This window comes from Bacillus sp. LM 4-2, from assembly GCF_000978495.1.
GTDB lineage: Bacteria > Bacillota > Bacilli > Bacillales > Bacillaceae > Bacillus > Bacillus subtilis.
This window is the reverse complement of the sequence record NZ_CP011101.1, coordinates 26287-49594: the sequence shown is the minus strand read 5'-3', so window position 1 is coordinate 49594 and position 23308 is coordinate 26287. Positions and strand designations below refer to the sequence as shown.

Genomic DNA, 23308 nt, shown 5'->3' with positions numbered 1-23308 from the left:
CCAAGACAAAATAAAAACTTTTGTATATTCATGAAACTTTTTCTTATGTCGAGCGTCTAATAAGCAGAAAATGCACTTTGTCTATTATAACGAAAAAAACAGAGGGCGCAAAACCCTCTGAATACATAAGTATATACTAATTTAAGATTTTAATTTTGACTGTTTTATTTCCCCATCGGTACGCCGATGATTTCTCTGGGAAAAAGACGTCTATCTTGTTCCCTTTAATCGCTGAACCGGTATCTGCAGCAATAGCATATCCATAGCCTTCCACGTGGACTTTGGAGCCTAGCGGAATGACATTTGGATCCACAGCGATGACTTTGGCATTCGGATTATTTTTTAAATTGACGCCTGTCGCTGTATGTCCTGAACAACCGCTGCAGCTTGCCGTATAAGCCGTAGATGATACAGTCATGACTTTGCCTGTTGATTCATTGCTGCGGGACACAACTGTTTTTGAATCACCTGAAGCACTGACCGTTTCAACTTTTGGACTGCTTTGCTTTGTGCCGACAGCAATCACTTTATCTTTGCTTTGTTCAGCTGTTTCTTCTTTTACAAGCTCTCTGGACACTTCTTTACCGTTTTCTTTAACGACTTCGAAATGTTTTTTTAGCTTGCCTTCTTTTCCTTTTTGGACGACCTTTTCTTTCCCTTTTTCAAGAGAAGCGTCTTCTTGCTTTTTCACATCGTACGCAATCTTCTCTTCAACTACATCGGTGACCTTTTCGATACGAGTAATTGTAATATCAGCCTTTCCTTTCGTCAGCTTTGCATCTAACGCAGGCTTGATTTTATCTTCGTCTTTTATGTTCATCTTTTGCTGTTTTAAAAAGTCAGCGACCGTAGTCGAAGTCGTCCAGATCTTCTTTTGTTTCCCTGCATCATTCACAGTAACCTGAAATGCGGGCTCTATGTTAATCTTCATGTCTTTCGAAATATCTGTATCTATTGCGGGATCAATTTGATCTTGTTCTTTCACATCAACATCTTGTTCGTCCAGTAATGCACCGACCGTTTTTGCTGTTGACCATAACGTCTTTTCTTCCCCGTTTATTGTAAGCTTCACAGGTTTTGCAGCCTCATACACAACGTCCATGTCTGCTGTTATCTTTGTCTGTTTAGCAGGTGTGATCTTGTCTTCGTCTCTTGTCTTTATATCAAGCGTCTCCAAAAGATCACCGACTGTATTTGCATGTGTGCGTATATGTTTCTTTTTGCCATTGATAGAAACTGAGACTGATTGTTTCGTCAGCTCATGAGCCGCGTACGCAGTCCCGCTTCCTGCCAAAAGCAAACAAGCAGCAACCAGAATGACTTTGCTTTTGCTAAGCTTTACGGAAAACAGCTTTTTCATTTTTTGTGTGATGAAAAACGCCTCCTTCTCCTCGGAGAGATTATATAGAGTATCTAAAAGGCTGTCAACCCTCCCTTCTCTTTCTCCCAAAAGCTCAGTGTCCTCTTCATTATCCTGAAATACACTGAGAAACGGAAGAAAGACTTGTCGACAAACCTATCCTATGAGGAGAAGAAAGCATGTAGAACTTTTATAGAAAAACGCTGTAAGGGACAAGCTCTTACAAAACCCGCTAGCGTTTTTTGTCAGTTTATACGGAAAAGTCTTTTCGCATTTTCAGTCGTGATGGAAGCAATCTCTTCAAAGGTCATTTCTTTTAATTCGGCGATTTGTTCTGCCACATATTTCACATAGCTTGGCTCATTTCTTTTCCCGCGGAAAGGGTGCGGTGTGAGAAACGGGCAGTCCGTTTCAATCAGCAGCCGGTCATTGGGAATTTCCTTCACTACTTCCTTCGGTTTCTTCGCATTTTTAAATGTCACCGGTCCCCCAAATGATAAATAAAAATTCATTTTCATGCATTCTCTTGCCACTTCCGCACTTCCTGTAAAGCAGTGCATGATTCCGCCCACAGCTTCTGCGCCTTCCTCTTTTAAAATGGTCACGACATCCTCCGTTGCATCACGGTTATGAATGATAATAGGCAAATTGACCTCTTTCGCTAAGGCGATTTGTTTTCTAAACACCTCTTTTTGAATATCTTTAGGTGATTTATCCCAATGATAATCCAGTCCCATTTCCCCTATCGCTACCACTTTCTCATGAGCAGAAAGCTCTTTAATCCACGCTAAGTCTTCCTCTGTCATGTCAATAGCGTCAACAGGGTGCCAGCCAATGGCTGCATAAATAAAATCATATTCCTCAATCATTTCCATCGCACGGGTAATCGTCGGACGGTCAAAACCAACTACGACAATTCGTTCAACTTTTTCAGCTTTTGCCCGTTCAATAACCTCTTCAAGATCAGTATCATATTGTTCTGCATTTAAATGCGCGTGTGTGTCAAACAACATAAGTGAAAAACTCCTTTCTTGTCGAAACACAAAAGGTGTTCGACGAATTGTTACACGTGAAACACCTTTTGTTTTATCATTATTTAATTCTTGTGCCTTTTGGTAACGACTGATCGATAGACACGACCTTTAAAACGCCGTCTGCTTCTCCTGCAAGGATCATACCTTGAGAAAGCTCTCCTCTGAGTTTAACCGGTTTTAGATTTGTTACACAAACGAGTTTTTTTCCAACAAGCTCTTCAGGCGTATAATGCTTCGCAATGCCGGATACCACTTGGCGCTTTTCAAAACCAAGATCAAGCTGCAGCTTCAATAAACGGTCTGCTTTTTTCACTGGCTCTGCCTCAATGACCTCAGCTACGCGAAGCTCTACATCCATAAATTGATCAATCGTAATTTCAGGTAAACGATCGACCTCTTGAGGCTCTTCTTCTTTTGTTTCTTCTTTCGCTGGTGCTGAACCTTGCATTTTCCCTTTGATGTAAGCAATTTCTTCTTCTGCCTCTAAACGAGGGAACAATGGCTCGCCTTTTTGTACTTTTGTATCTTTCAGCTGGCCGAAAGTTGTAATGCTGTCCCAAGCTTTTAAAGATTCATCAGTAATGCCCAGCTGCTCGAACATTTTTTCAGGTGTTTTTGTTAAGAATGGCTGAAGCAGTACCGCTGAAATACGCAATGATTCAGCGAGATGATACATAACTGATCGCAATTCTTCTTCTTTTGCCGGATCTTTCGCAAGCACCCATGGAGCTGTCTCGTCAATGTATTTGTTTGTGCGGCTGATGAGCTGCCATAAAGTCGAAAGTGCTACCGAGAACTCCATATTTTCCATTGCTTTCTCATAAGCTTTCACTGTTTCTTCAGCAACAGAAGTGAGCGTTTGGTCAAATTCCGTAACAGCACCTTTGTAAGAACCAATTTGTCCGTCAAAATACTTATTGATCATCGCAACAGTACGATTCAATAGATTTCCTAAATCATTCGCTAAATCATAGTTGATTCGCTCAACAAATCCTTCCGGCGTGAAAACACCGTCTGATCCGAACGGCACTTCGCGAAGCAAGTAATAGCGAAGTTCGTCTAAACCATAGCGTTCAATTAATGTAACCGGATCTACAACGTTTCCTTTTGATTTCGACATTTTTCCGTCTTTCATCAAAAACCATCCATGCGCGAATACTTGCTTTGGCAGCGGAAGATCCAGCGCCATCAGCATAATTGGCCAGTAAATAGTATGGAATCGTACAATCTCCTTACCGACTAAATGAACATCGGCAGGCCAATATTTTTGATAAAGCTCATCATTTTCTGTATCATAACCGAGTGCCGTTAAATAGTTAAATAGTGCGTCAATCCAAACATATACAACATGCTTTGGATTTTCCGGCACCTTCACGCCCCAATCAAAAGTGGTACGTGATACTGCCAAATCCTCAAGTCCAGGTTTGATAAAGTTATTAATCATTTCGTTTTTGCGTGATTCTGGCTGAATGAATGTCGGGTTTTCTTCATAGTATTTCAGAAGTCGATCCGCGTATTTCCCCATGCGGAAGAAATAAGATTCCTCTTTGATCAATTCAACTGGGTGACCGCTGTCAGGGCTTTTTCCGCCGATGACCTCTCCCTTTTCATTCCGCTCAATATCAACGAGCTGAGTTTCCGTGTAGAACGTTTCATCAGGGATGCTGTACCAGCCTTCATACTCATCAAGATAGATGTCCCCGTTATCAAGAAGCTTTTGAAACACTTTTTCAATGACAACTTTATGCCGTTTTTCTGTTGTGCGGATAAAGTCGTCGTTTGAGATTTCAAGCTGCTTCCACAGTTTTTGAATATCTGCCGCTGCACGATCCACATACTCCTGAGGTGTAATGTTTTCCTGTTCAGCTTTTTGCTGGATCTTTTGTCCATGCTCGTCCGTTCCCGTTAAATAGCGAACATCGAACCCTTTTAATCTTTTGTAACGTGCCATTGCATCTCCCGCGACTGTCGTATATGCATGGCCGATATGTAATTTTCCGCTCGGATAATAAATCGGTGTTGTAATGTAAAATGTATTGTTTTCTTGCGGCATCTTGAAACCTCCTAATCAGAATGTCAAAAAGCTCCCGCCCAAAGGACGAGAGCGGCGATAAGTGCAAATCATATATGAATATTATTTATATTTATCCTTTATCTATGATACCATCTTAGCCTTTAAGATCAAGAATATATACATACGCCCTGAAAAAGAATAATTAAAATTAAAAATCTTTAATGAAAATAAAAAAAGTCTGTTCGTGTCGAATTTTGTCGTATATAATCAAATGAAATAAAAAACTTTGGTTCGAAAGTCTTGATTTAAAAGGATTTTTAGTAGGATAATAGCTTTATTAAATATTTATAAAATGCTGTTATTTCGGTAGTTTCTAAGACATTACTGACTATAAGAACTAATTCTTACAATCAATAGTAAACAAAATGATTGACGATTATTGGAAACCTTGTTATGCTATGAAGGTAAGGATTTTGTCGAATAATGACGAAGAAAAATATAATTTAAACAAATAAGTATCTCTTGGGAGGAGAATGTTTATGAAATCTACTGGTATTGTACGTAAAGTTGATGAATTAGGACGTGTAGTTATTCCTATCGAACTGCGTCGTACTCTTGGAATCGCAGAAAAAGATGCTCTTGAAATCTATGTTGATGATGAAAAAATCATCCTTAAAAAATATAAACCAAACATGACTTGCCAAGTAACTGGTGAAGTTTCTGATGATAACCTTAAACTTGCAGGCGGTAAATTGGTTCTTAGTAAAGAAGGCGCTGAGCAAATCATCAGCGAAATCCAAAACCAGCTTCAAAACCTTAAATAATCATTTCTTGTACAAAAAACGTTCTTGTTATGACACAAGAACGTTTTTTTATTGCTTAATATGGTAAGCATCGTACACTTCACGCTTTGGTACATTGCGATCGACTGCTGCTTTTTTAATGGCTTCTTTAGAAGTAGCGCCTTTCGAGATGTAATGCTCGACATGTTCTTTCGCAGTGAGGGTTTCCCACCATTGTTCTTCCTCATCTATCTCTTCATTATTACTTCCTTCTACAACAAGACAAAACTCGCCGCGTATCTGATCCTCGTTTGCCCATCCAATGACCTCGGATATCGTTCCTCGGATAAACTCTTCATATTTCTTAGTGAGTTCACGCGTTACAGCAATTTCCCGATCTCCTAATATCTCTGCCATCGCTGACAAGGTTTCCTTCAATCTGTGAGGCGCTTCATAAAAAATGATCGTTTCCCGCCGTTTTTTAAGGGCTTCAAGCTCCTTCTTCTTTTCTTTTTTCTGTCTGTTGAGAAAACCGTAAAAGAAAAAAGGCTGCGGTACAATACCTGAAGCAATAAGAGCTGTTAATGCGGCATTTGCTCCCGGCAACGGAACAACATAACCGCCTATATCCGTAAAATCCTTTACAATTTCCGCTCCGGGATCAGAAATCGTCGGCAGACCGGCATCACTGACAAGAGCAATGTTTTTTCCCGACTTCAGCCATTCAATAATTTTGTGCCCACTGCTTTCTTTATTGTGTTCGTGATAGCTGACGAGCGGTGTTTCAATTTCATATACATGACAAAGCTTTTTCGTTTGCCTCGTATCTTCCGCAGCAATCGCATCCACCGATTTCAGCGTGTCGATCGCCCGGAATGTCATATCCTCTAGATTTCCGATTGGGGTTGGGACCAAGTAAAGAATCCCCATGTCCGACTTTCCATTAAAGCTCATTTGGCGCCTTAACATATACAGCCTCCTTGCCTTTCCGCTTTTCTTCTATATAAAGCTCTTTTTTCTTCCGAGTTAGTTTTTTGAAATAATATTCCGCCTGCATAGCTTCCCGCTTTGTTGAAAAGCTCTCGGCAAAAATTAATTCAACCGGACGTCTTACTTTTGTGTACTTTGCGCCCTTTCCATCATTGTGCGTTTTCACTCGTTTATGCAGATCGTTGGTATATCCGGCATACCAGCTATTGTCCTTACATTTCACGACGTAGAAGAAATGGTTATTTGTCTCCATATAAAATGGTCCTGATTTCTTTTGTATATTCATTTTGTTCATCATAAACGAATAAGGGAGGAAGAATTTTCAAATCCGGACGCCCGCCTTTAATACCTTCAACCAAAATGGTATTGGCTTCTTTCCCTTGCTTCGGATAGACAAATTGTACACGTTTTGGCTCGATTTGATAAGCCTTCATCAGTTCAAAAATCTCCAGAAGCCTTCCCGGCCGGTGAACAAGAGCTGCTTTTCCCCCTTGCTTGAGCAGCTTGCTGCTGACTGAAATGACATCCTCCAATGTGCAGTGGATTTCATGTCTTGCGATTCGGAGATGCTCGTTCATGTTTTGTTCAGTTTGTTTCGGCGTTTTAAAATACGGCGGATTGCAGGTGACAACATCATATCGATTATGTCCAAGTTTCTCCGGCATGTTTTTCAGGTCATCATGTATGATCTGGATCTGATCATCCAGCTTATTATACTCCACGCTGCGAACAGCCATATCATGCAGCCTTTCTTGTATTTCGACTCCCAGAATGTCTGCTTTTGATCTTGTACTGAGCAGCAGCGGCACAATACCATTGCCGGTGCATAAATCAACGATTTTCCCTTTTTGAATCGGAACGTATGCAAATTTGGACAGAAGCACAGCGTCCAACGAAAAAGCAAACACTGTTGGGCTTTGTATGATTTTCATGTCCTCTGCCAGCAAATAATCTAATCTTTCATCATCATGTAATGAAACCATCTTCTTATCCTTTCAGTACCTTTGAAAAAGGCTCCCGTCTTATGCGGAAGCCTTTTCCCTATTTTTTATTTAAGAATGACAGACAGAAAAGACAATCCTCTTTTCGAACACTTCCATAGTGGACATTGCAGATATGAAATCCTTCTTGATACAGACGTGCCAGATTATCATATCCTTCCCCTATATCAGTTTGCTCTGTCTTCTGTGTTTTTGATTCTTTTTTATCAGCTTTGAACTTTTCAATCTGCTGCGTCGTATCGTCCAGCCGTTTGCGCAAATGCTTGTTTTCAAGCTGTAAATGATGATTTTCCTCAATCATCTCACCGATATGCTGCTTCAAATCCCCCAGCTGCCGGTACAGTGAACCAATTTGTTCTTCTAAGTTAATGACTGTATCAAATAACTCTTTTTTATCCAAGGTTCCACACCTCGTTAATCTGTGGTTTGTGCGGATACGACGCCCTCTTCCAAGAGCTCTTCCCAAGTATATTCTATCACTTTTTCACGGTTTATCAGTTCCACCTGAAGCACCCGTTCCAGAATATTTAGTCCGACGACCTTCGCGGGACCGTTTGCTGTCGTAATCATTTCTCCTATATCCGGAAGCTGTTCTTTTGCCGTCTCATACTCATCGTTCTCATATTTTAGACAGCACATCAATCGTCCGCAAAGGCCCGAAATCTTCGTAGGATTTAAAGACAAGTTCTGATCCTTGGCCATTTTAATGGAAACGGGTTCAAAATCTCCAAGAAACGTTGAACAGCAAAGCATTCTTCCGCAAGGACCGATTCCTCCGAGCATTTTTGCCTCATCCCTCACTCCGATTTGGCGCAGCTCAATTCTTGTCTTAAAGATAGAAGCCAAATCCTTTACAAGCTCTCTAAAGTCGACTCGGCCGTCAGCAGTGAAGTAAAAAATGACTTTATTGCGATCAAACGTGAATTCAACATCGACCAGCTTCATATCCAAGCCATGCTCAATCACTTTCTTTTGGCAGATATCAAATGCTGATAGTGCTTCCTGTTTATTTTCTTCTACAATGAGAAGATCGCGCTCGTCAGCTACACGTATCACTTTTCGAAGGGGAAGCACCACATCATGCTCATCCACCTGTTTATTTGCAATTACGACCTGGCCGTACTCAACGCCTCTGACAGTTTCTACAATTACGCAGCTGTCATGTTCTATATGAAATCCATTCGGATCAAAATAATATATTTTACCCGCTTTCTTAAAGCGGACACCAATTACATTGTACAAGCTTATCCCTCCTGCAACATTAACACCAAGTGCTCCATTAATCCTTGTACATTCACATTGGAATGAAGCCGTTTCTTTGCTTCTAAAACAGCAAGTATCTGATTCGTAACGCTTTGTTGTGTTGATTGTAGCGCATGCTGTTTTATTGATTGGAATAAGTCTTGATAAATCAATTTATCTTCATTTCCTATTTGGATGGACAACACATCACGATATATCAATAAGAGCATATCAAGACCCATTTCTTGATGGGTTTTTTCTTTGAAAAAGGGCATCCATTGATCTTGAATAAAGAAAAAAGCATGTCCTTTCCGCTGGTGTAGGACTTCATACAATTTTATCACTTTCGCTCTAGACTCTGCAAACTCATCATTTCGACTTAATTCGACTGCTTCTGCTACATTATTAGTCATGTTGGCCAGAAGCCTTGCCATATGAGGCGAGACGTCCTGTTCGATCAGTCTGTCTTCAATTGCTTTCGGCTGCAAAGGCTGAAAAGGAAGGGTTTGGCATCTTGAAATGATGGTATCCAATAACCTTTGGGGCTGCTCAGTGATGAGGACGGCCATTGTGTCTTTGTTCGGTTCTTCTAAAAATTTCAGCAGGCTGTTCGCCGCATTTGCTGTCATTTGATCTGCGTGCGAAATAATATACAGCTTTTTATGCGATTCAAGTCCTGTCTTAGAAAACTCTTCTTGGAGCGCTTGAATTTGCGCCTTTTTGATTGATAAGCCATCAGGCTGAACAAGATGGAGATCAGGATGGTTCCCTGACTCTATCCGTTTACAGTTTCGGCAGCTCTCGCAAGGCTCCGCGCCATCCTCCAGACAAAAGAAGCTTTTTGCAAGAAGCAGCGCGGCATCAAGCTTGCCTGTTCCTTTTTTCCCCTCAAACAAATAAGCGTGTGATAGTCTGTCCTTCTCAATACTATTATATAAAAGCTTCATCACTCTGGGCTGAAGCTCGTTCATTTCCTTCCAGGATATTGCCATTGTATCACTCTCTATGTGTAAAGGTTAATTAATAAACCTTTTATTTCGCCAATACGCTCCAGCAAATCAATTGCCGGTTTTTCCTGATCCATCATCTCTTCCGTAAGCTGTATCAATTTGTCATCTATTTCTTTCACAAGTCCCAGCGTTCTGCTGTTCCCATAAAGGTCAAAGCTTTTCGATGTTTCATGTGAAAGGCCGCTGTCCACAGCTTCTTTGACAAAACGTTTCACAAGTCCTTTAAATCTCGCTAAGTCTTTAAAATTCCGAGATTTCGTTAGCCTTTTTCCGAATGCTTCTATATCAGATAACAGCCTGGTAAGCTGATCAAGCTTCATTTTGCTGCTTTGGTTTTCCATTGATGTTTTAAACGATGCCGTGATCTCAGATGTTTTCACAGAGGGAATCTGCTTATTATCTATAAATGTACGTATATCTTTATTAATTTTCACAGTTTCAGATCCTTAAAATTGATGAAATTCATCGACTGGAAGGACAAATACTGTCGCTCCGCCAACTTCAACTTCGACTGGATAAGGGACATAGGAATCAGCATTTCCGCCCATTGGAGATACAGGGGCAATCATCTGATCACGTTTCTGCCCGTTTTCTTTAATGAGACTCAACGCTTTATTGACGCGTATATCCTCGACACCGATCATAAACGTTGTATTGCCTGATTTAAGAAATCCTCCTGTCGTCGCAAGCTTTGTGACTCTGAAGTTGTGATCCGTTAAGGTTTTCAAAAGTCTGTTGCTGTCCTGATCTTGTACAACTGCCACTATCAATTTCATCTGTGAAGGCCTCCTTTAGATTGGAAACAACGTGATCTCGTTTACATTATTATATCAACTATTGGGAAACAGGTCACAATTGAATTTTTTTCAACGCTTCATCGATCACCTTTAGAACATCCTGAACGACGAGGTCTTTGGATTGCCCGGCATCAACTGAATGATATCTTTCCGGAAATCGCTTCATCAGCTCTTGATAACCTTCTTGTACTTTTGTATGAAAGTCCAGTTTTTCTAAATCGAGCCTGTTTTTCTCCCGTGAGCCGTTTGCGTAAATACGCTTCAGTCCTTCTTCCGGATCAATTGAAAAATAAACCGTTACATGGGGCATCATATCTCCAATGGCAAATTCATTAATCGACAGAACCTCATCAATTCCAAGCCCTCTTGCATATCCTTGATAGGCAAGAGAACTGTCTATGAATCTGTCGCAAAGAACGATAAGCCCCTGTTCTAAAGCAGGTTTTACTTTTTCAACTAAATGCTGGCGTCTTGCAGCCGCATATAAGAGAGCTTCTGTTTTTGGGTCCATTAATGTATTGTTCTCATTCAGAATAACCTCTCGAATTTGTTCTGCAATATCTATTCCGCCTGGCTCTCGAGTTGCCATAACCTGAAGGCCTTCTGCTGTCAGTATGTTTTTGATCTCCTGCAGAACAGTCGTTTTCCCTGCACCTTCAGGACCTTCGAATGTAATAAATAAACCGCTCATGATTTCTCCTCTTCTATATAAACAAGTAGTTGTTTCTCTTTGATTTTCATATTCCCTTGAACATGCGTTTTCATGCTGATCAAGCGGCTGAGCTTTTGCACACTTTCTTTTGTTATTCTTTCTCCCGCCATAATCATCGGGATACCCGGAGGATAAGGGATGATATCTTCTGCATTCAGCCGGCCAGCTGCTTCCTCAAAGCTCACATATTCTTTCTTAAACGAATGTAAGACCTTTTTTGGATAAGGCAAGACAGTAACAGGCTGCACACCCCATTCTGCAGAAACAAACGCCTGATCCGGAGGCGTTTTCTCAATCTCTTCATCAATGCTTCTAATGGTTTCAGCATTTATTCTCCGTTTTCCTCCCAATGGGAGAACGAGCAGAACTTGATTTTCATCAGCAAGCTCAGTGAATATGTTGGCACGCTCTAATATGCTTTGCAGCGTATAGCCAGAATGCCCGCGTTTTGAACGAATTGTGAGCTTTAGCGGATCCGTGATGATCAGTGGATTAGCAGGGTTAACAGCTTCTGCATTTGTAAGTGAATCAAACGTTTGTTTAAGTGTTTCTATCCGCTGCAGAATGTCAGAAAGCTTTTGTTCTTCTATAATATGCTGTACATAAGCGCGGGCAATATCTAACGAAGCCATAATCGGATAAGACGGGCTGCTGCTTTGTAATCGGTTTAAATACTCTGCCACCCGATCCCTGTTAATCCTGCAGCTGCTGTTGAGATGCAAATAAGAACCCATCGTCATGGCAGGCAACGTTTTGTGGGCCGACTGAACAACAATATCTGCCCCCATTTTTAAAGCTGAGACCGGAAAAGGCTCACCTAAAATAAAATGTGCGCCATGCGCTTCATCGACCAAAACAGGAATCCCGTAATGATGGGCTTCAGTAATGATCTCAGTCAAATCAGCACTATGTCCGTAATATGTCGGATTGGTCAGTACCAAGCCTTTCGCATCTGGATATGCTGCCAGGGCCTCTTTAATTGTTCCAAGCGGGACATGCGTAGGCACATGCATCGCTGAATCAACGTCAGGTGCAAGATAAACCGGCTCAGCACCGGCCAAATCAACAGCATGAAATACAGATTTATGACAGTTTCTTTGAACCAGAATTGTATCACCAGGTTCACAAACAGATAAAATCATCGCTAAGTTTCCGACAGTCGTACCATTTACCAGAAAAAAACTTTCCGCCGATCCATATAATTGACTGGCAAGCTCCTGAGCTTCCTTAATCACCCCAGAAGGATGATGGAGATCATCCAGTCCTGCCAGTTCAGTTACATCAATGGTGAGAAGCGGATCGAATATTGACTTAGCGTCATCAAAAAAGACATCTCCATTGTGATGTCCCGGAACATGAAATGAATGAGGATTTCTTCTCGCATGTTGAATTAATGCTTTATATAAAGGTGTGTTCATGAAAACAATCCTTTGAATGTGTCTTCTTACACCTTATTATATCGTGCCTCTGAGAGAACTTAAAGCCAGACTTACTGGTAACTATCTTTCCTTTATTGTAAGCAGCTTTTGCTTCAGGTCGCCTTCCATCATCATGAGCTCTTCTTCTGCCTGACGGCGTTTGATTCGTCCTTCTTCTTGTATAGTCAGTGTTTCTTCAAGCGTGTTTATTAAGCTTTCCTGCACCTTCTTCAAGGTATCTATATCAACAAGGCCTCTTTCATTTGCCCGTGCAGTTTCAATTGTATTGGTTTTTAAAAGCTCCGCATTTTTCAGCAAAAGCTCATTGGTTGTATCAGATACTTTCTGTTGTGCATCCGCTGCATTGCGCTGCCTTAAAAGCGTCAGCGCAATGGCAACTTGATTTTTCCATAACGGAATCGCTGTCACAATGGATGACTGGATCTTTTCTGCTAACGCTTGGTTTGTGTTTTGAATCAGCCTGATTTGCGGTGCACTTTGGATTGTAATTTGCCTGCTCAGCAGCAAATCATGCACCCTTTTATCTAACCGGTCAGCAAATTGAATTAAATCATTCACCTCTTGAACGGCCATTTGGTTATGATCACTCGATTCAGCCTGTTGCTTCAGTTCAAGAATCGTTTTTGTTTTTAATTCCTCCAGCTTCAGTTCTCCTGCAGCAATATAAACATTCAGCGCGGCAAAATATTCTTTATTTTTTTCATATAACTGCTCTAACAGCTTGTTGTCACTGATTAAAGCATTTTTAGAGTGCTCCAGCTTCAAGCTGATTCTGTCTATCTGCACACTGGTCTTTTGGTATTTAGACAGCACCTCTTGAAGAGAACTTGATACTCTTCCAAACATGCGTGCCAAAAAACCCTTTTTCTTAGATTGGAGATCATCAGGATTTACTTGCTCCAGCTTTTTCATCAGCTCTCCAAGTATTTCGCCAATCTCCCCGACATCCTTCTTTTGAACATGATTAATCATATCATGAGAAAAGTTCAGCAGTTTAGATTGAGCTTGTGAACCGTATAAGACAATACTTTGCATATTTTTATGATCAATCTGTCCAGCAAGCTGAATTGCTTTTTCCTTGTTTTCCTCAGGAAGAACATCAACAAGCCGTACTTGCTCTTTCTCTGCTTTTACAGCCTCCGAACCTGGTATCTCTATGTTACCACCAAAAGGATCTGCCAATAATTCATCTATATGAAGGTCGCTTTGGTCTCGGTTCATCGCTCTTACCCTCTTCCCTTATTTCTTTAATGAATGTTTTGCTGCGTCTAATTCAAAGTGCAACTCGTCAATGTCATCACCCATTACTTGAGTTAAATCTTCCTCTAAACGCTTGGTCAATTCAGTAAGAGTGATGCGTGTCTCACTTAACGACATCGACAGTTCTTTGCTTTTTTTTGGGTGAGATGATAGAAAAGCATACTTCTCTGTCAATTCAACAACCGAATCGAGAGTTTGATAAAAAAATCGTTCTGCCTGATAAAACCGCTTTGGCTCTTTTTTGGTGAGGAGATAAATCCTTCTCACAATCCTTAGCATTTCTGCATTTTGCTTAAACATTTGAATGCTTTTAGCCTGAAACAAGGCTTTCCTAAGACGGATCATTTTCTGCCTTGCTTCCTCTAAGTTTTTCTTAATGTAAGCATACTCTCTTCCTGTCAATTCATGCTTTTTAAGAAATAACCGTCTTGCATTCCAGATGCCAGCTATATATACGGCTGCTCCAGAAGCAAGCCCATAAACAATAGATAAAAAAAGCGACTGGTTTAAACCGAAAAAGCTCAATATTCCAATGAAAACAAAAGTCGCACTGCTAGTTAAACTCCACATCAAAAAGTGAAAAAATCTCTGCATGAGATAATCGACTCCTGTGTCTATACTCAGTTTTAATATTATTATCTACTACGTTCAATCCTTAAACAAGTTTCATCTTCTTTTTATTATTAAGGGTACAAAAAAAGACCTTTTCAGGTCTATGAATATAATGGCGGTGTATGAATGCTCTTTAGTTTTTTTACGTAAAACGCATAGTCAGGATCAGAAGTTGATGTAGAAATTACTTTTCTCTCACAATCTAAGCATATGAATTTCGTATAAAGATAAATGCCTCTATTCTTCTCTTGATCACAAATCACACATGTATGATTAAGTTTAACTGTTTCGTCCATCTTCTCCACCTCCGTACAGTTAGCCTCCCCTTAAAACGGATATTGTATACACTATTTAGACCTTTTTGAAACTTTAAATCAGTATATGGGCTATATAAGCCCTCGGTGTTTGTATTTGTTTGATTTTCTCGATCTTGAGTAAACAAAAAACCCAGCTCAATGAGCTGGGTTTAAGCTTGCTTGGCGGCGTCCTACTCTCACAGGGGGAAACCCCCGACTACCATCGGCGCTGAAGAGCTTAACTTCCGTGTTCGGTATGGGAACGGGTGTGACCTCTTCGCTATCGCCACCAAACAAATTGAGAGTGTTCTCTCAAAACTAGATAACAGATGTAACATCATTCAAAAATATGGTTAAGTCCTCGATCGATTAGTATCTGTCAGCTCCATGTGTCGCCACACTTCCACCTCAGACCTATCAACCTGATCATCTTTCAGGGATCTTACTTCCTTGCGGAATGGGAAATCTCATCTTGAGGGGGGCTTCATGCTTAGATGCTTTCAGCACTTATCCCGTCCGCACATAGCTACCCAGCGATGCCCTTGGCAGAACAACTGGTACACCAGCGGTGCGTCCATCCCGGTCCTCTCGTACTAAGGACAGCTCCTCTCAAATTTCCTGCGCCCGCGACGGATAGGGACCGAACTGTCTCACGACGTTCTGAACCCAGCTCGCGTACCGCTTTAATGGGCGAACAGCCCAACCCTTGGGACCGACTACAGCCCCAGGATGCGATGAGCCGACATCGAGGTGCCAAACCTCCCCGTCGATGTGGACTCTTGGGGGAGATAAGCCTGTTATCCCCGGGGTAGCTTTTATCCGTTGAGCGATGGCCCTTCCATGCGGAACCACCGGATCACTAAGCCCGACTTTCGTCCCTGCTCGACTTGTAGGTCTCGCAGTCAAGCTCCCTTGTGCCTTTACACTCTGCGAATGATTTCCAACCATTCTGAGGGAACCTTTGGGCGCCTCCGTTACCTTTTAGGAGGCGACCGCCCCAGTCAAACTGCCCACCTGACACTGTCTCCCCGCCCGATAAGGGCGGCGGGTTAGAAGGTCAATACAGCCAGGGTAGTATCCCACCGATGCCTCCACCGAAGCTGGCGCTCCGGTTTCCAAGGCTCCTACCTATCCTGTACAAGCTGTACCAACATTCAATATCAGGCTGCAGTAAAGCTCCACGGGGTCTTTCCGTCCTGTCGCGGGTAACCTGCATCTTCACAGGTACTATAATTTCACCGAGTCTCTCGTTGAGACAGTGCCCAGATCGTTGCGCCTTTCGTGCGGGTCGGAACTTACCCGACAAGGAATTTCGCTACCTTAGGACCGTTATAGTTACGGCCGCCGTTTACTGGGGCTTCAATTCGCACCTTCGCTTACGCTAAGCGCTCCTCTTAACCTTCCAGCACCGGGCAGGCGTCAGCCCCTATACTTCGCCTTACGGCTTCGCAGAGACCTGTGTTTTTGCTAAACAGTCGCCTGGGCCTATTCACTGCGGCTCTCTCGGGCTTGCACCCTAACAGAGCACCCCTTCTCCCGAAGTTACGGGGTCATTTTGCCGAGTTCCTTAACGAGAGTTCTCTCGATCACCTTAGGATTCTCTCCTCGCCTACCTGTGTCGGTTTGCGGTACGGGCACCTCTCACCTCGCTAGAGGCTTTTCTTGGCAGTGTGGAATCAGGAACTTCGCTACTATATTTCGCTCGCCATCACAGCTCAGCCTTGTGGGAAACGGATTTGCCTATTTCCCAGCCTAACTGCTTGGACGCGGATATCCAATACCGCGCTTACCCTATCCTCCTGCGTCCCCCCATTGCTCAAATGGTGAGGAGGTGGTACAGGAATATCAACCTGTTGTCCATCGCCTACGCCTTTCGGCCTCGGCTTAGGTCCCGACTAACCCTGAGCGGACGAGCCTTCCTCAGGAAACCTTAGGCATTCGGTGGAGGGGATTCTCACCCCTCTTTCGCTACTCATACCGGCATTCTCACTTCTAAGCGCTCCACCAGTCCTTCCGGTCTGGCTTCACAGCCCTTAGAACGCTCTCCTACCACTGTTCGAAGAACAGTCCGCAGCTTCGGTGATACGTTTAGCCCCGGTACATTTTCGGCGCAGAGTCACTCGACCAGTGAGCTATTACGCACTCTTTAAATGATGGCTGCTTCTAAGCCAACATCCTGGTTGTCTAAGCAACTCCACATCCTTTTCCACTTAACGTATACTTTGGGACCTTAGCTGGCGGTCTGGGCTGTTTCCCTTTCGACTACGGATCTTATCACTCGCAGTCTGACTCCCAAGGATAAGTCATTGGCATTCGGAGTTTGACTGAATTCGGTAACCCGGTAGGGGCCCCTAGTCCAATCAGTGCTCTACCTCCAAGACTCTTACCTTGAGGCTAGCCCTAAAGCTATTTCGGAGAGAACCAGCTATCTCCAGGTTCGATTGGCATTTCACCCCTACCCACACCTCATCCCCGCACTTTTCAACGTGCGTGGGTTCGGGCCTCCATTCAGTGTTACCTGAACTTCACCCTGGACATGGGTAGATCACCTGGTTTCGGGTCTACGACCACGTACTCATGCGCCCTATTCAGACTCGCTTTCGCTGCGGCTCCGCATCTTCTGCTTAACCTTGCACGGGATCGTAACTCGCCGGTTCATTCTACAAAAGGCACGCCATCACCCGTTAACGGGCTCTGACTACTTGTAGGCACACGGTTTCAGGATCTCTTTCACTCCCCTTCCGGGGTGCTTTTCACCTTTCCCTCACGGTACTGGTTCACTATCGGTCACTAGGGAGTATTTAGCCTTGGGAGATGGTCCTCCCGGATTCCGACGGAATTTCACGTGTTCCGCCGTACTCAGGATCCACTCAGGAGAGAACGAAGTTTTGACTACAGGGCTGTTACCTCCTATGGCGGGCCTTTCCAGACCTCTTCATCTACCTCGTTCCTTTGTAACTCCGTACAGAGTGTCCTACAACCCCAAGAGGCAAGCCTCTTGGTTTGGGCTAATCCCGTTTCGCTCGCCGCTACTCAGGGAATCGCATTTGCTTTCTCTTCCTCCGGGTACTTAGATGTTTCAGTTCCCCGGGTCTGCCTTCTCATATCCTATGAATTCAGATATGGATACCACTCCATTACGAGTGGTGGGTTTCCCCATTCGGAAATCTCCGGATCAAAGCTTGCTTACAGCTCCCCGAAGCATATCGGTGTTCGTCCCGTCCTTCATCGGCTCCTAGTGCCAAGGCATCCACCGTGCGCCCTTTCTAACTTAACCGTTAAAAAGAATCACTATGTGATATCTTGTATTACTAATTGAATGTGATGTCTACTGTTATCTAGTTTTCAAAGAACACGTTGGTGGAGCCTAGCGGGATCGAACCGCTGACCTCCTGCGTGCAAAGCAGGCGCTCTCCCAGCTGAGCTAAGGCCCCGTTATATAAGATGGTGGGCCTGAGTGGACTCGAACCACCGACCTCACGCTTATCAGGCGTGCGCTCTAACCAGCTGAGCTACAGGCCCATCTTAACTTATTCAAGGAACAAAGTTCCTTCAAAACTAAACAAGACAGGGAACGTTCTGTTTATAAGACCCAAGGTCTTATATTCCGTATAATATCCTTAGAAAGGAGGTGATCCAGCCGCACCTTCCGATACGGCTACCTTGTTACGACTTCACCCCAATCATCTGTCCCACCTTCGGCGGCTGGCTCCTAAAAGGTTACCTCACCGACTTCGGGTGTTACAAACTCTCGTGGTGTGACGGGCGGTGTGTACAAGGCCCGGGAACGTATTCACCGCGGCATGCTGATCCGCGATTACTAGCGATTCCAGCTTCACGCAGTCGAGTTGCAGACTGCGATCCGAACTGAGAACAGATTTGTGGGATTGGCTTAACCTCGCGGTTTCGCTGCCCTTTGTTCTGTCCATTGTAGCACGTGTGTAGCCCAGGTCATAAGGGGCATGATGATTTGACGTCATCCCCACCTTCCTCCGGTTTGTCACCGGCAGTCACCTTAGAGTGCCCAACTGAATGCTGGCAACTAAGATCAAGGGTTGCGCTCGTTGCGGGACTTAACCCAACATCTCACGACACGAGCTGACGACAACCATGCACCACCTGTCACTCTGCCCCCGAAGGGGACGTCCTATCTCTAGGATTGTCAGAGGATGTCAAGACCTGGTAAGGTTCTTCGCGTTGCTTCGAATTAAACCACATGCTCCACCGCTTGTGCGGGCCCCCGTCAATTCCTTTGAGTTTCAGTCTTGCGACCGTACTCCCCAGGCGGAGTGCTTAATGCGTTAGCTGCAGCACTAAGGGGCGGAAACCCCCTAACACTTAGCACTCATCGTTTACGGCGTGGACTACCAGGGTATCTAATCCTGTTCGCTCCCCACGCTTTCGCTCCTCAGCGTCAGTTACAGACCAGAGAGTCGCCTTCGCCACTGGTGTTCCTCCACATCTCTACGCATTTCACCGCTACACGTGGAATTCCACTCTCCTCTTCTGCACTCAAGTTCCCCAGTTTCCAATGACCCTCCCCGGTTGAGCCGGGGGCTTTCACATCAGACTTAAGAAACCGCCTGCGAGCCCTTTACGCCCAATAATTCCGGACAACGCTTGCCACCTACGTATTACCGCGGCTGCTGGCACGTAGTTAGCCGTGGCTTTCTGGTTAGGTACCGTCAAGGTACCGCCCTATTCGAACGGTACTTGTTCTTCCCTAACAACAGAGCTTTACGATCCGAAAACCTTCATCACTCACGCGGCGTTGCTCCGTCAGACTTTCGTCCATTGCGGAAGATTCCCTACTGCTGCCTCCCGTAGGAGTCTGGGCCGTGTCTCAGTCCCAGTGTGGCCGATCACCCTCTCAGGTCGGCTACGCATCGTTGCCTTGGTGAGCCGTTACCTCACCAACTAGCTAATGCGCCGCGGGTCCATCTGTAAGTGGTAGCCGAAGCCACCTTTTATGTTTGAACCATGCGGTTCAAACAACCATCCGGTATTAGCCCCGGTTTCCCGGAGTTATCCCAGTCTTACAGGCAGGTTACCCACGTGTTACTCACCCGTCCGCCGCTAACATCAGGGAGCAAGCTCCCATCTGTCCGCTCGACTTGCATGTATTAGGCACGCCGCCAGCGTTCGTCCTGAGCCAGGATCAAACTCTCCGATAAAGTAGTTTGACTGACTACGCACATCGCTGTGCGATTTTTAAAAACTGAATTAACAGGTACGTTTTGTCTTGTTTAGTTTTCAAAGAACTTTGTTTACCGCTCGTTTAAGCGACTTTATTATCATAACATTTACCGTCGCTACTGTCAACAACTTTTTAACATTTTCTTTTCAAAAAAGCTGTTCGTCATCAGCGACGTATACTAGAATAACACCTTCGGTTGTCTAAGTCAATACATAATATCAATTAAATGATAAATTGCTTAATAACGACTAACGCAGCTATTCCGGGTATCCCTAAAATTCCGCTGATAGCTGTTGTAACCAGATTAATCGGCACATGAATGCCAAGACTGCCGCCAAACATATTTACACAAACCAGCAGCAAAGCACCTGCCACAAATTTAACAGCTGTGATGCCAATCCACTTTAAAGGCTTCGCAGCTGAACCTGATAAAAAAAGAAGAATAACCAGTCCTAAAATAATCCCAATAATAAAAATAGGCTCCATGAATCTTCTCATCTCCTTCGCTTGTTCTAGTACAAGCTTATGAGAAGATCCAGGAGTTTAGACCACTTACTTCCACCGGCTGATTTTTAAATTTCGCTGCTTCGCTTCCCTTAAGTAAAAAAAATACTTCGCTTCAGCTACTTTCAGTTCGTATAACACTTCAGCAGACGGTTCTAAGCTTTTTTCGACCAGCTTTTTTTGCCTGTTCCACTCTTCCTTTTGCTTAAAAAGCTGCTCGGTTAGTTTTTCATCAAACTCTCTTCTTAATGTTTTCTTGCGAAGAAAACCCATGGATCGCTTTTTCCTCCTTACAATTCACGTCTTCCTTCAAGTGCTTTAGAAAGAGTGACCTCGTCAGCATATTCCAAGTCACCGCCGACGGGCAGTCCGTGGGCAATACGGGAGAGCTTAATACCAGACGGCTTGAGGAGCCTTGATATATACATCGCCGTTGCTTCCCCTTCTATATTAGGGTTTGTCGCGAGGATCACTTCTGTCACTTGATCATCCTGTAATCGTTTTAACAATTCTGGTATTTTAATATCCTCCGGTCCAATGCCGTCCATTGGAGAAATAGCGCCGTGAAGAACGTGATACTGTCCGTTGTATTCCTTCATTTTCTCCATAGCGATAACATCCTTAGGGTCTTGCACAACACAGATAACAGACTTATCCCTGCGCGTATCTTCACATATATAGCAAGGGTCCTGATCTGTAATATGCCCGCAAACTGAACAATATGTCAGGTTGCGTTTCGCATTTACTAATGCTTTCGCAAAATCTAATACTACATCTTCTTTCATACCTAGAACAAAAAAAGCCAGACGAACCGCTGTTTTCGGTCCGATCCCTGGCAATTTCATAAAGCTGTCAATCAGCTTTGATATTGGTTCAGGATATTGCATGTTCTTTTATCCCCCTAGAATAAACCTGGCATGTTCATTCCCTTTGTAAATTGACCCATTGTTTCGTTTGTGATTTCGTCAACTTTTTTCAAAGCTTCATTCGTTGCAGCAAGCACTAAATCTTGAAGCATATCAATATCTTCAGGATCAACGACTTCTTCTTTGATGATAACATCCAGGATTTCTTTTTGGCCGTTTGCTTTTACTGTTACCATACCGCCGCCTGCAGTTCCTTCAACAACCTTTTCTGCAAGCTCTTCTTGAGCCTTCGCCATGTCCTTTTGCATTTTTTGCATTTGTTTCATCATTTTTTGCATATTACCCATTCCGCCACGCATAGCATTCACTCTCTTTCATTTTGTTAGTCTTTTATTTCAATTAAATCCGCTCCAACAAGCTTTTTCGCTTCGGCAATAAGCGGGTCTTCTTCAGCCGGTACATTTGATCCTTCATTTTCCTGCTGATGATCTTCTAAAAATTCTTCTCTTATTTTACCCCATTGTGCTTCTGGAACGCCAATCAAATCCATTCTTTTTCCGAGCATCGATTCTAAAATCTGTTCAAGATTAGTCCGGACTCCGTTGTTATCCTCAGCGACCATTTTACAATGAATTTCATATTTGAATTTCAGAACAAATGCCGCCGATCCGGCAGCCACAGGTTCACTGTCATTCAGCAAAGCGGCATGTGATACTTTGTTTTGCTGTTTGAGATGAGCAAGAAGCTTGCCCCAACTGTTTCTGAGCAGATCAAGATCCGGTCTTGTGGCTTCCTTCAAAATCTCATGAATTCTGCCTACTGGCGCTTTGTAATTGGATTTCCCGCCCTTTGGCACACGCGGCGCTTCTTTTTTAGGGCTTTCCGCAGCTGCTTTTATGCCCGTTGTTTTGAGCCGCTCTACTTCCTGTTCGAGCTGCTGGATTTTTTTCATCAGCATATCCACTTCCGGGAGATCAGCAGCAGATTGATGTGAGGTTTGGCAAATCTTCACAACGGCCACTTCGAAAAAGATACGCGGATGATTTGTCCATTTCATTTCCTGATGGCTCTTGTTCAGAATATCAATCATTTCATATAGGGCCTGAGCCGGAATTTGTTCACTTAGTTCCCGGAACGTTTCATCGACTTTTACTTTCTCAAGCACTCCCTCTAAGCCAGGGGCTGTTTTGTACAGCAGCATGTCCCTGAAATAGAAAATCATATCTTCTATCAGCTTAGCTGGATCTTTTCCTTGCTGAAGCAATTCATTTAATGTTTCCAGTGCGTCAGAAACGTTTTTATCATGCAGGGATTGTGCAAGCTTCCCGATATATAATTGAGAAACAGCACCCGTAATTAAAAGCGCATCTTCGACTTTCAGGATATCGCCGCTGAATGATATGGCCTGATCAAGAAGGCTCAGGGCATCCCTCATCCCTCCGTCTGCAGCACTCGCGATGATATCCAGCGATCCTTCCTCCACTTGCAGCTGTTCAGCATCAACAATTTTATTCATGCGCCCTACAATCGCTTGGGAGGTAATTCGTTTAAAGTCAAAACGCTGACATCTAGAGATAATGGTTAAAGGAATTTTGTGCGGTTCAGTTGTTGCTAATATGAAGATACAATGCTCAGGCGGCTCTTCTAATGTTTTTAGTAATGCATTAAAAGCGCCGATAGAAAGCATATGCACCTCATCTATGATATATACCTTATATGTGACGGCCGATGGGGCAAACTTCACTTTATCGCGAATGTCACGAATCTCATCAACACCGTTATTAGAAGCGGCGTCAATTTCTATGACATCGGATATTGACCCGTTTGTTATCCCTTTACAGGCCGCACATTCGTTGCATGGCTCATCAACAGGAGCATGTTCACAGTTGACAGCCTTAGCAAATATTTTGGCTGCACTGGTTTTTCCGGTTCCTCTTGGCCCGGAAAACAGATAGGCGTGAGAAAACTTTTTTTGCAAAAGGGCATTTTGCAGCGTTTTTGTAATGTGTTCTTGTCCGACCACATCTTCAAAGCGCTGAGGCCTGAATACTCGATATAAAGCTTGGTAACTCACGGGTTTGCCCTCCTCCGTTATTCATCATTCCCATTATACATGAACCTTGTTTCGATTCCAAAAGCTCTTTTTACATAACAAAAAACTCACCTAATATTAGGTGAGTCTGAAAATTTGA

The 23308-nt window shown here is 43.5% G+C and carries 22 protein-coding genes, 2 tRNA genes and 3 rRNA genes; 1 reads left to right on the top strand and 26 read right to left on the bottom strand.

All coding sequences use genetic code 11. From position 1 onward, the window contains the following. Positions 1–136 precede the first annotated feature (136 nt). From bslm_RS00255 to metG, 3 genes are all read right to left on the bottom strand, one after another. A complete protein-coding gene (locus bslm_RS00255; protein ID WP_046380719.1) occupies positions 137–1450 on the bottom strand; it encodes a ubiquitin-like domain-containing protein in 1314 nt (437 codons plus the stop codon). 155 nt (positions 1451–1605) lie between these two features. Next, entirely contained in the window at positions 1606–2373 is a 768-nt protein-coding gene (locus tag bslm_RS00250) for a TatD family hydrolase (RefSeq protein ID WP_014475570.1), read from the bottom strand. A 79-nt stretch (positions 2374–2452) separates the two neighbouring features. Beyond that, entirely contained in the window at positions 2453–4447 is a 1995-nt protein-coding gene (gene metG, locus bslm_RS00245; protein WP_046380718.1) for a methionine--tRNA ligase, read from the bottom strand. Between the two features lie 494 nt (positions 4448–4941). Here metG and abrB point away from each other — a divergent pair, with 494 nt between their 5' ends. Continuing rightward, the gene (gene abrB / locus bslm_RS00240; RefSeq protein WP_003226760.1) at positions 4942–5232 is read left to right on the top strand and encodes a transition state genes transcriptional regulator AbrB; all 291 of its coding nucleotides are present in this window, start codon (positions 4942–4944) and stop codon (positions 5230–5232) included. Between the two features lie 48 nt (positions 5233–5280). Here abrB and rsmI read toward each other — a convergent pair whose 3' ends face one another. The 23 genes from rsmI to dnaX form a co-directional block, all read right to left on the bottom strand. Next, entirely contained in the window at positions 5281–6159 is an 879-nt protein-coding gene (gene rsmI, locus bslm_RS00235; RefSeq protein ID WP_046380717.1) for a 16S rRNA (cytidine(1402)-2'-O)-methyltransferase, read from the bottom strand. Further along, complete coding sequence (locus tag bslm_RS00230) at positions 6134–6433, bottom strand: GIY-YIG nuclease family protein (protein WP_046380716.1); 300 nt, start codon at positions 6431–6433, stop codon at positions 6134–6136. The genes rsmI and bslm_RS00230 overlap by 26 nt, the downstream gene beginning before the upstream one ends. Further along, complete coding sequence (locus bslm_RS00225) at positions 6420–7163, bottom strand: tRNA1(Val) (adenine(37)-N6)-methyltransferase (RefSeq protein WP_003244526.1); 744 nt, start codon at positions 7161–7163, stop codon at positions 6420–6422. Before bslm_RS00225 ends, bslm_RS00230 begins: the two co-directional genes overlap by 14 nt. Before the next feature lie 58 nt (positions 7164–7221). Continuing rightward, the gene (gene yabA, locus bslm_RS00220; protein ID WP_003218308.1) at positions 7222–7581 is read right to left on the bottom strand and encodes a replication initiation-control protein YabA; all 360 of its coding nucleotides are present in this window, start codon (positions 7579–7581) and stop codon (positions 7222–7224) included. A gap of 14 nt (positions 7582–7595) precedes the next feature. Continuing rightward, the gene (gene ricT, locus bslm_RS00215) at positions 7596–8423 is read right to left on the bottom strand and encodes a competence/sporulation regulator complex protein RicT (RefSeq protein ID WP_003226767.1); all 828 of its coding nucleotides are present in this window, start codon (positions 8421–8423) and stop codon (positions 7596–7598) included. A 2-nt stretch (positions 8424–8425) separates the two neighbouring features. Continuing rightward, entirely contained in the window at positions 8426–9415 is a 990-nt protein-coding gene (gene holB, locus bslm_RS00210; RefSeq protein WP_003226770.1) for a DNA polymerase III subunit delta', read from the bottom strand. An 11-nt stretch (positions 9416–9426) separates the two neighbouring features. Then, positions 9427–9867, bottom strand: a complete 441-nt coding sequence (locus bslm_RS00205; protein WP_009966249.1) for a YaaR family protein — start codon at positions 9865–9867, stop codon at positions 9427–9429. A 12-nt stretch (positions 9868–9879) separates the two neighbouring features. Next, positions 9880–10209: a cyclic di-AMP receptor DarA gene (gene darA, locus bslm_RS00200; protein WP_003242755.1), complete on the bottom strand. Its 330-nt coding sequence runs from the start codon at positions 10207–10209 to the stop codon at positions 9880–9882. Positions 10210–10282: 73 nt separating this feature from the next. Then, positions 10283–10921: a dTMP kinase gene (gene tmk / locus bslm_RS00195; protein WP_046380715.1), complete on the bottom strand. Its 639-nt coding sequence runs from the start codon at positions 10919–10921 to the stop codon at positions 10283–10285. Beyond that, a complete protein-coding gene (locus bslm_RS00190) occupies positions 10918–12360 on the bottom strand; it encodes an aminotransferase class I/II-fold pyridoxal phosphate-dependent enzyme (RefSeq protein WP_046380714.1) in 1443 nt (480 codons plus the stop codon). Before bslm_RS00190 ends, tmk begins: the two co-directional genes overlap by 4 nt. Positions 12361–12441: 81 nt before the next feature. After that, a complete protein-coding gene (locus tag bslm_RS00185) occupies positions 12442–13602 on the bottom strand; it encodes a toxic anion resistance protein (protein ID WP_046380713.1) in 1161 nt (386 codons plus the stop codon). 18 nt (positions 13603–13620) lie between these two features. After that, on the bottom strand, positions 13621–14235 hold the full coding sequence (locus bslm_RS00180; protein ID WP_046380712.1) for a 5-bromo-4-chloroindolyl phosphate hydrolysis family protein: 615 nt from the start codon (positions 14233–14235) through the stop codon (positions 13621–13623). Positions 14236–14354: 119 nt separating this feature from the next. Then, on the bottom strand, positions 14355–14549 hold the full coding sequence (gene csfB / locus bslm_RS00175) for an anti-sigma-G factor (protein WP_046380711.1): 195 nt from the start codon (positions 14547–14549) through the stop codon (positions 14355–14357). Between the two features lie 178 nt (positions 14550–14727). Next, positions 14728–14843, bottom strand: a 5S ribosomal RNA gene (rrf, locus tag bslm_RS00170). A gap of 55 nt (positions 14844–14898) precedes the next feature. Further along, positions 14899–17826, bottom strand: a 23S ribosomal RNA gene (locus bslm_RS00165). 81 nt (positions 17827–17907) lie between these two features. Beyond that, a tRNA-Ala gene (locus bslm_RS00160) sits at positions 17908–17983 on the bottom strand. Between the two features lie 11 nt (positions 17984–17994). Further along, positions 17995–18071 (bottom strand) — tRNA-Ile (locus bslm_RS00155). A gap of 102 nt (positions 18072–18173) precedes the next feature. After that, positions 18174–19723, bottom strand: a 16S ribosomal RNA gene (locus bslm_RS00150). Together the 16S, 23S and 5S rRNA genes with 2 tRNA genes alongside form the textbook arrangement of a ribosomal RNA operon. Positions 19724–19968: 245 nt before the next feature. Then, positions 19969–20232, bottom strand: a complete 264-nt coding sequence (gene bofA / locus bslm_RS00145; RefSeq protein ID WP_003225421.1) for a sigma-K factor-processing regulator BofA — start codon at positions 20230–20232, stop codon at positions 19969–19971. Between the two features lie 66 nt (positions 20233–20298). Further along, positions 20299–20523 carry a YaaL family protein gene (locus bslm_RS00140; RefSeq protein ID WP_003242387.1) on the bottom strand — a complete coding sequence of 75 codons (225 nt, stop codon included), beginning with the start codon at positions 20521–20523 and terminating at the stop codon, positions 20299–20301. A gap of 17 nt (positions 20524–20540) precedes the next feature. Continuing rightward, the gene (gene recR, locus bslm_RS00135) at positions 20541–21137 is read right to left on the bottom strand and encodes a recombination protein RecR (protein ID WP_003225425.1); all 597 of its coding nucleotides are present in this window, start codon (positions 21135–21137) and stop codon (positions 20541–20543) included. A gap of 14 nt (positions 21138–21151) precedes the next feature. Next, complete coding sequence (locus bslm_RS00130) at positions 21152–21475, bottom strand: YbaB/EbfC family nucleoid-associated protein (RefSeq protein WP_003225427.1); 324 nt, start codon at positions 21473–21475, stop codon at positions 21152–21154. Positions 21476–21498: 23 nt separating this feature from the next. Continuing rightward, positions 21499–23190, bottom strand: a complete 1692-nt coding sequence (gene dnaX, locus bslm_RS00125) for a DNA polymerase III subunit gamma/tau (RefSeq protein WP_015253021.1) — start codon at positions 23188–23190, stop codon at positions 21499–21501. Positions 23191–23308 lie beyond the last annotated feature (118 nt).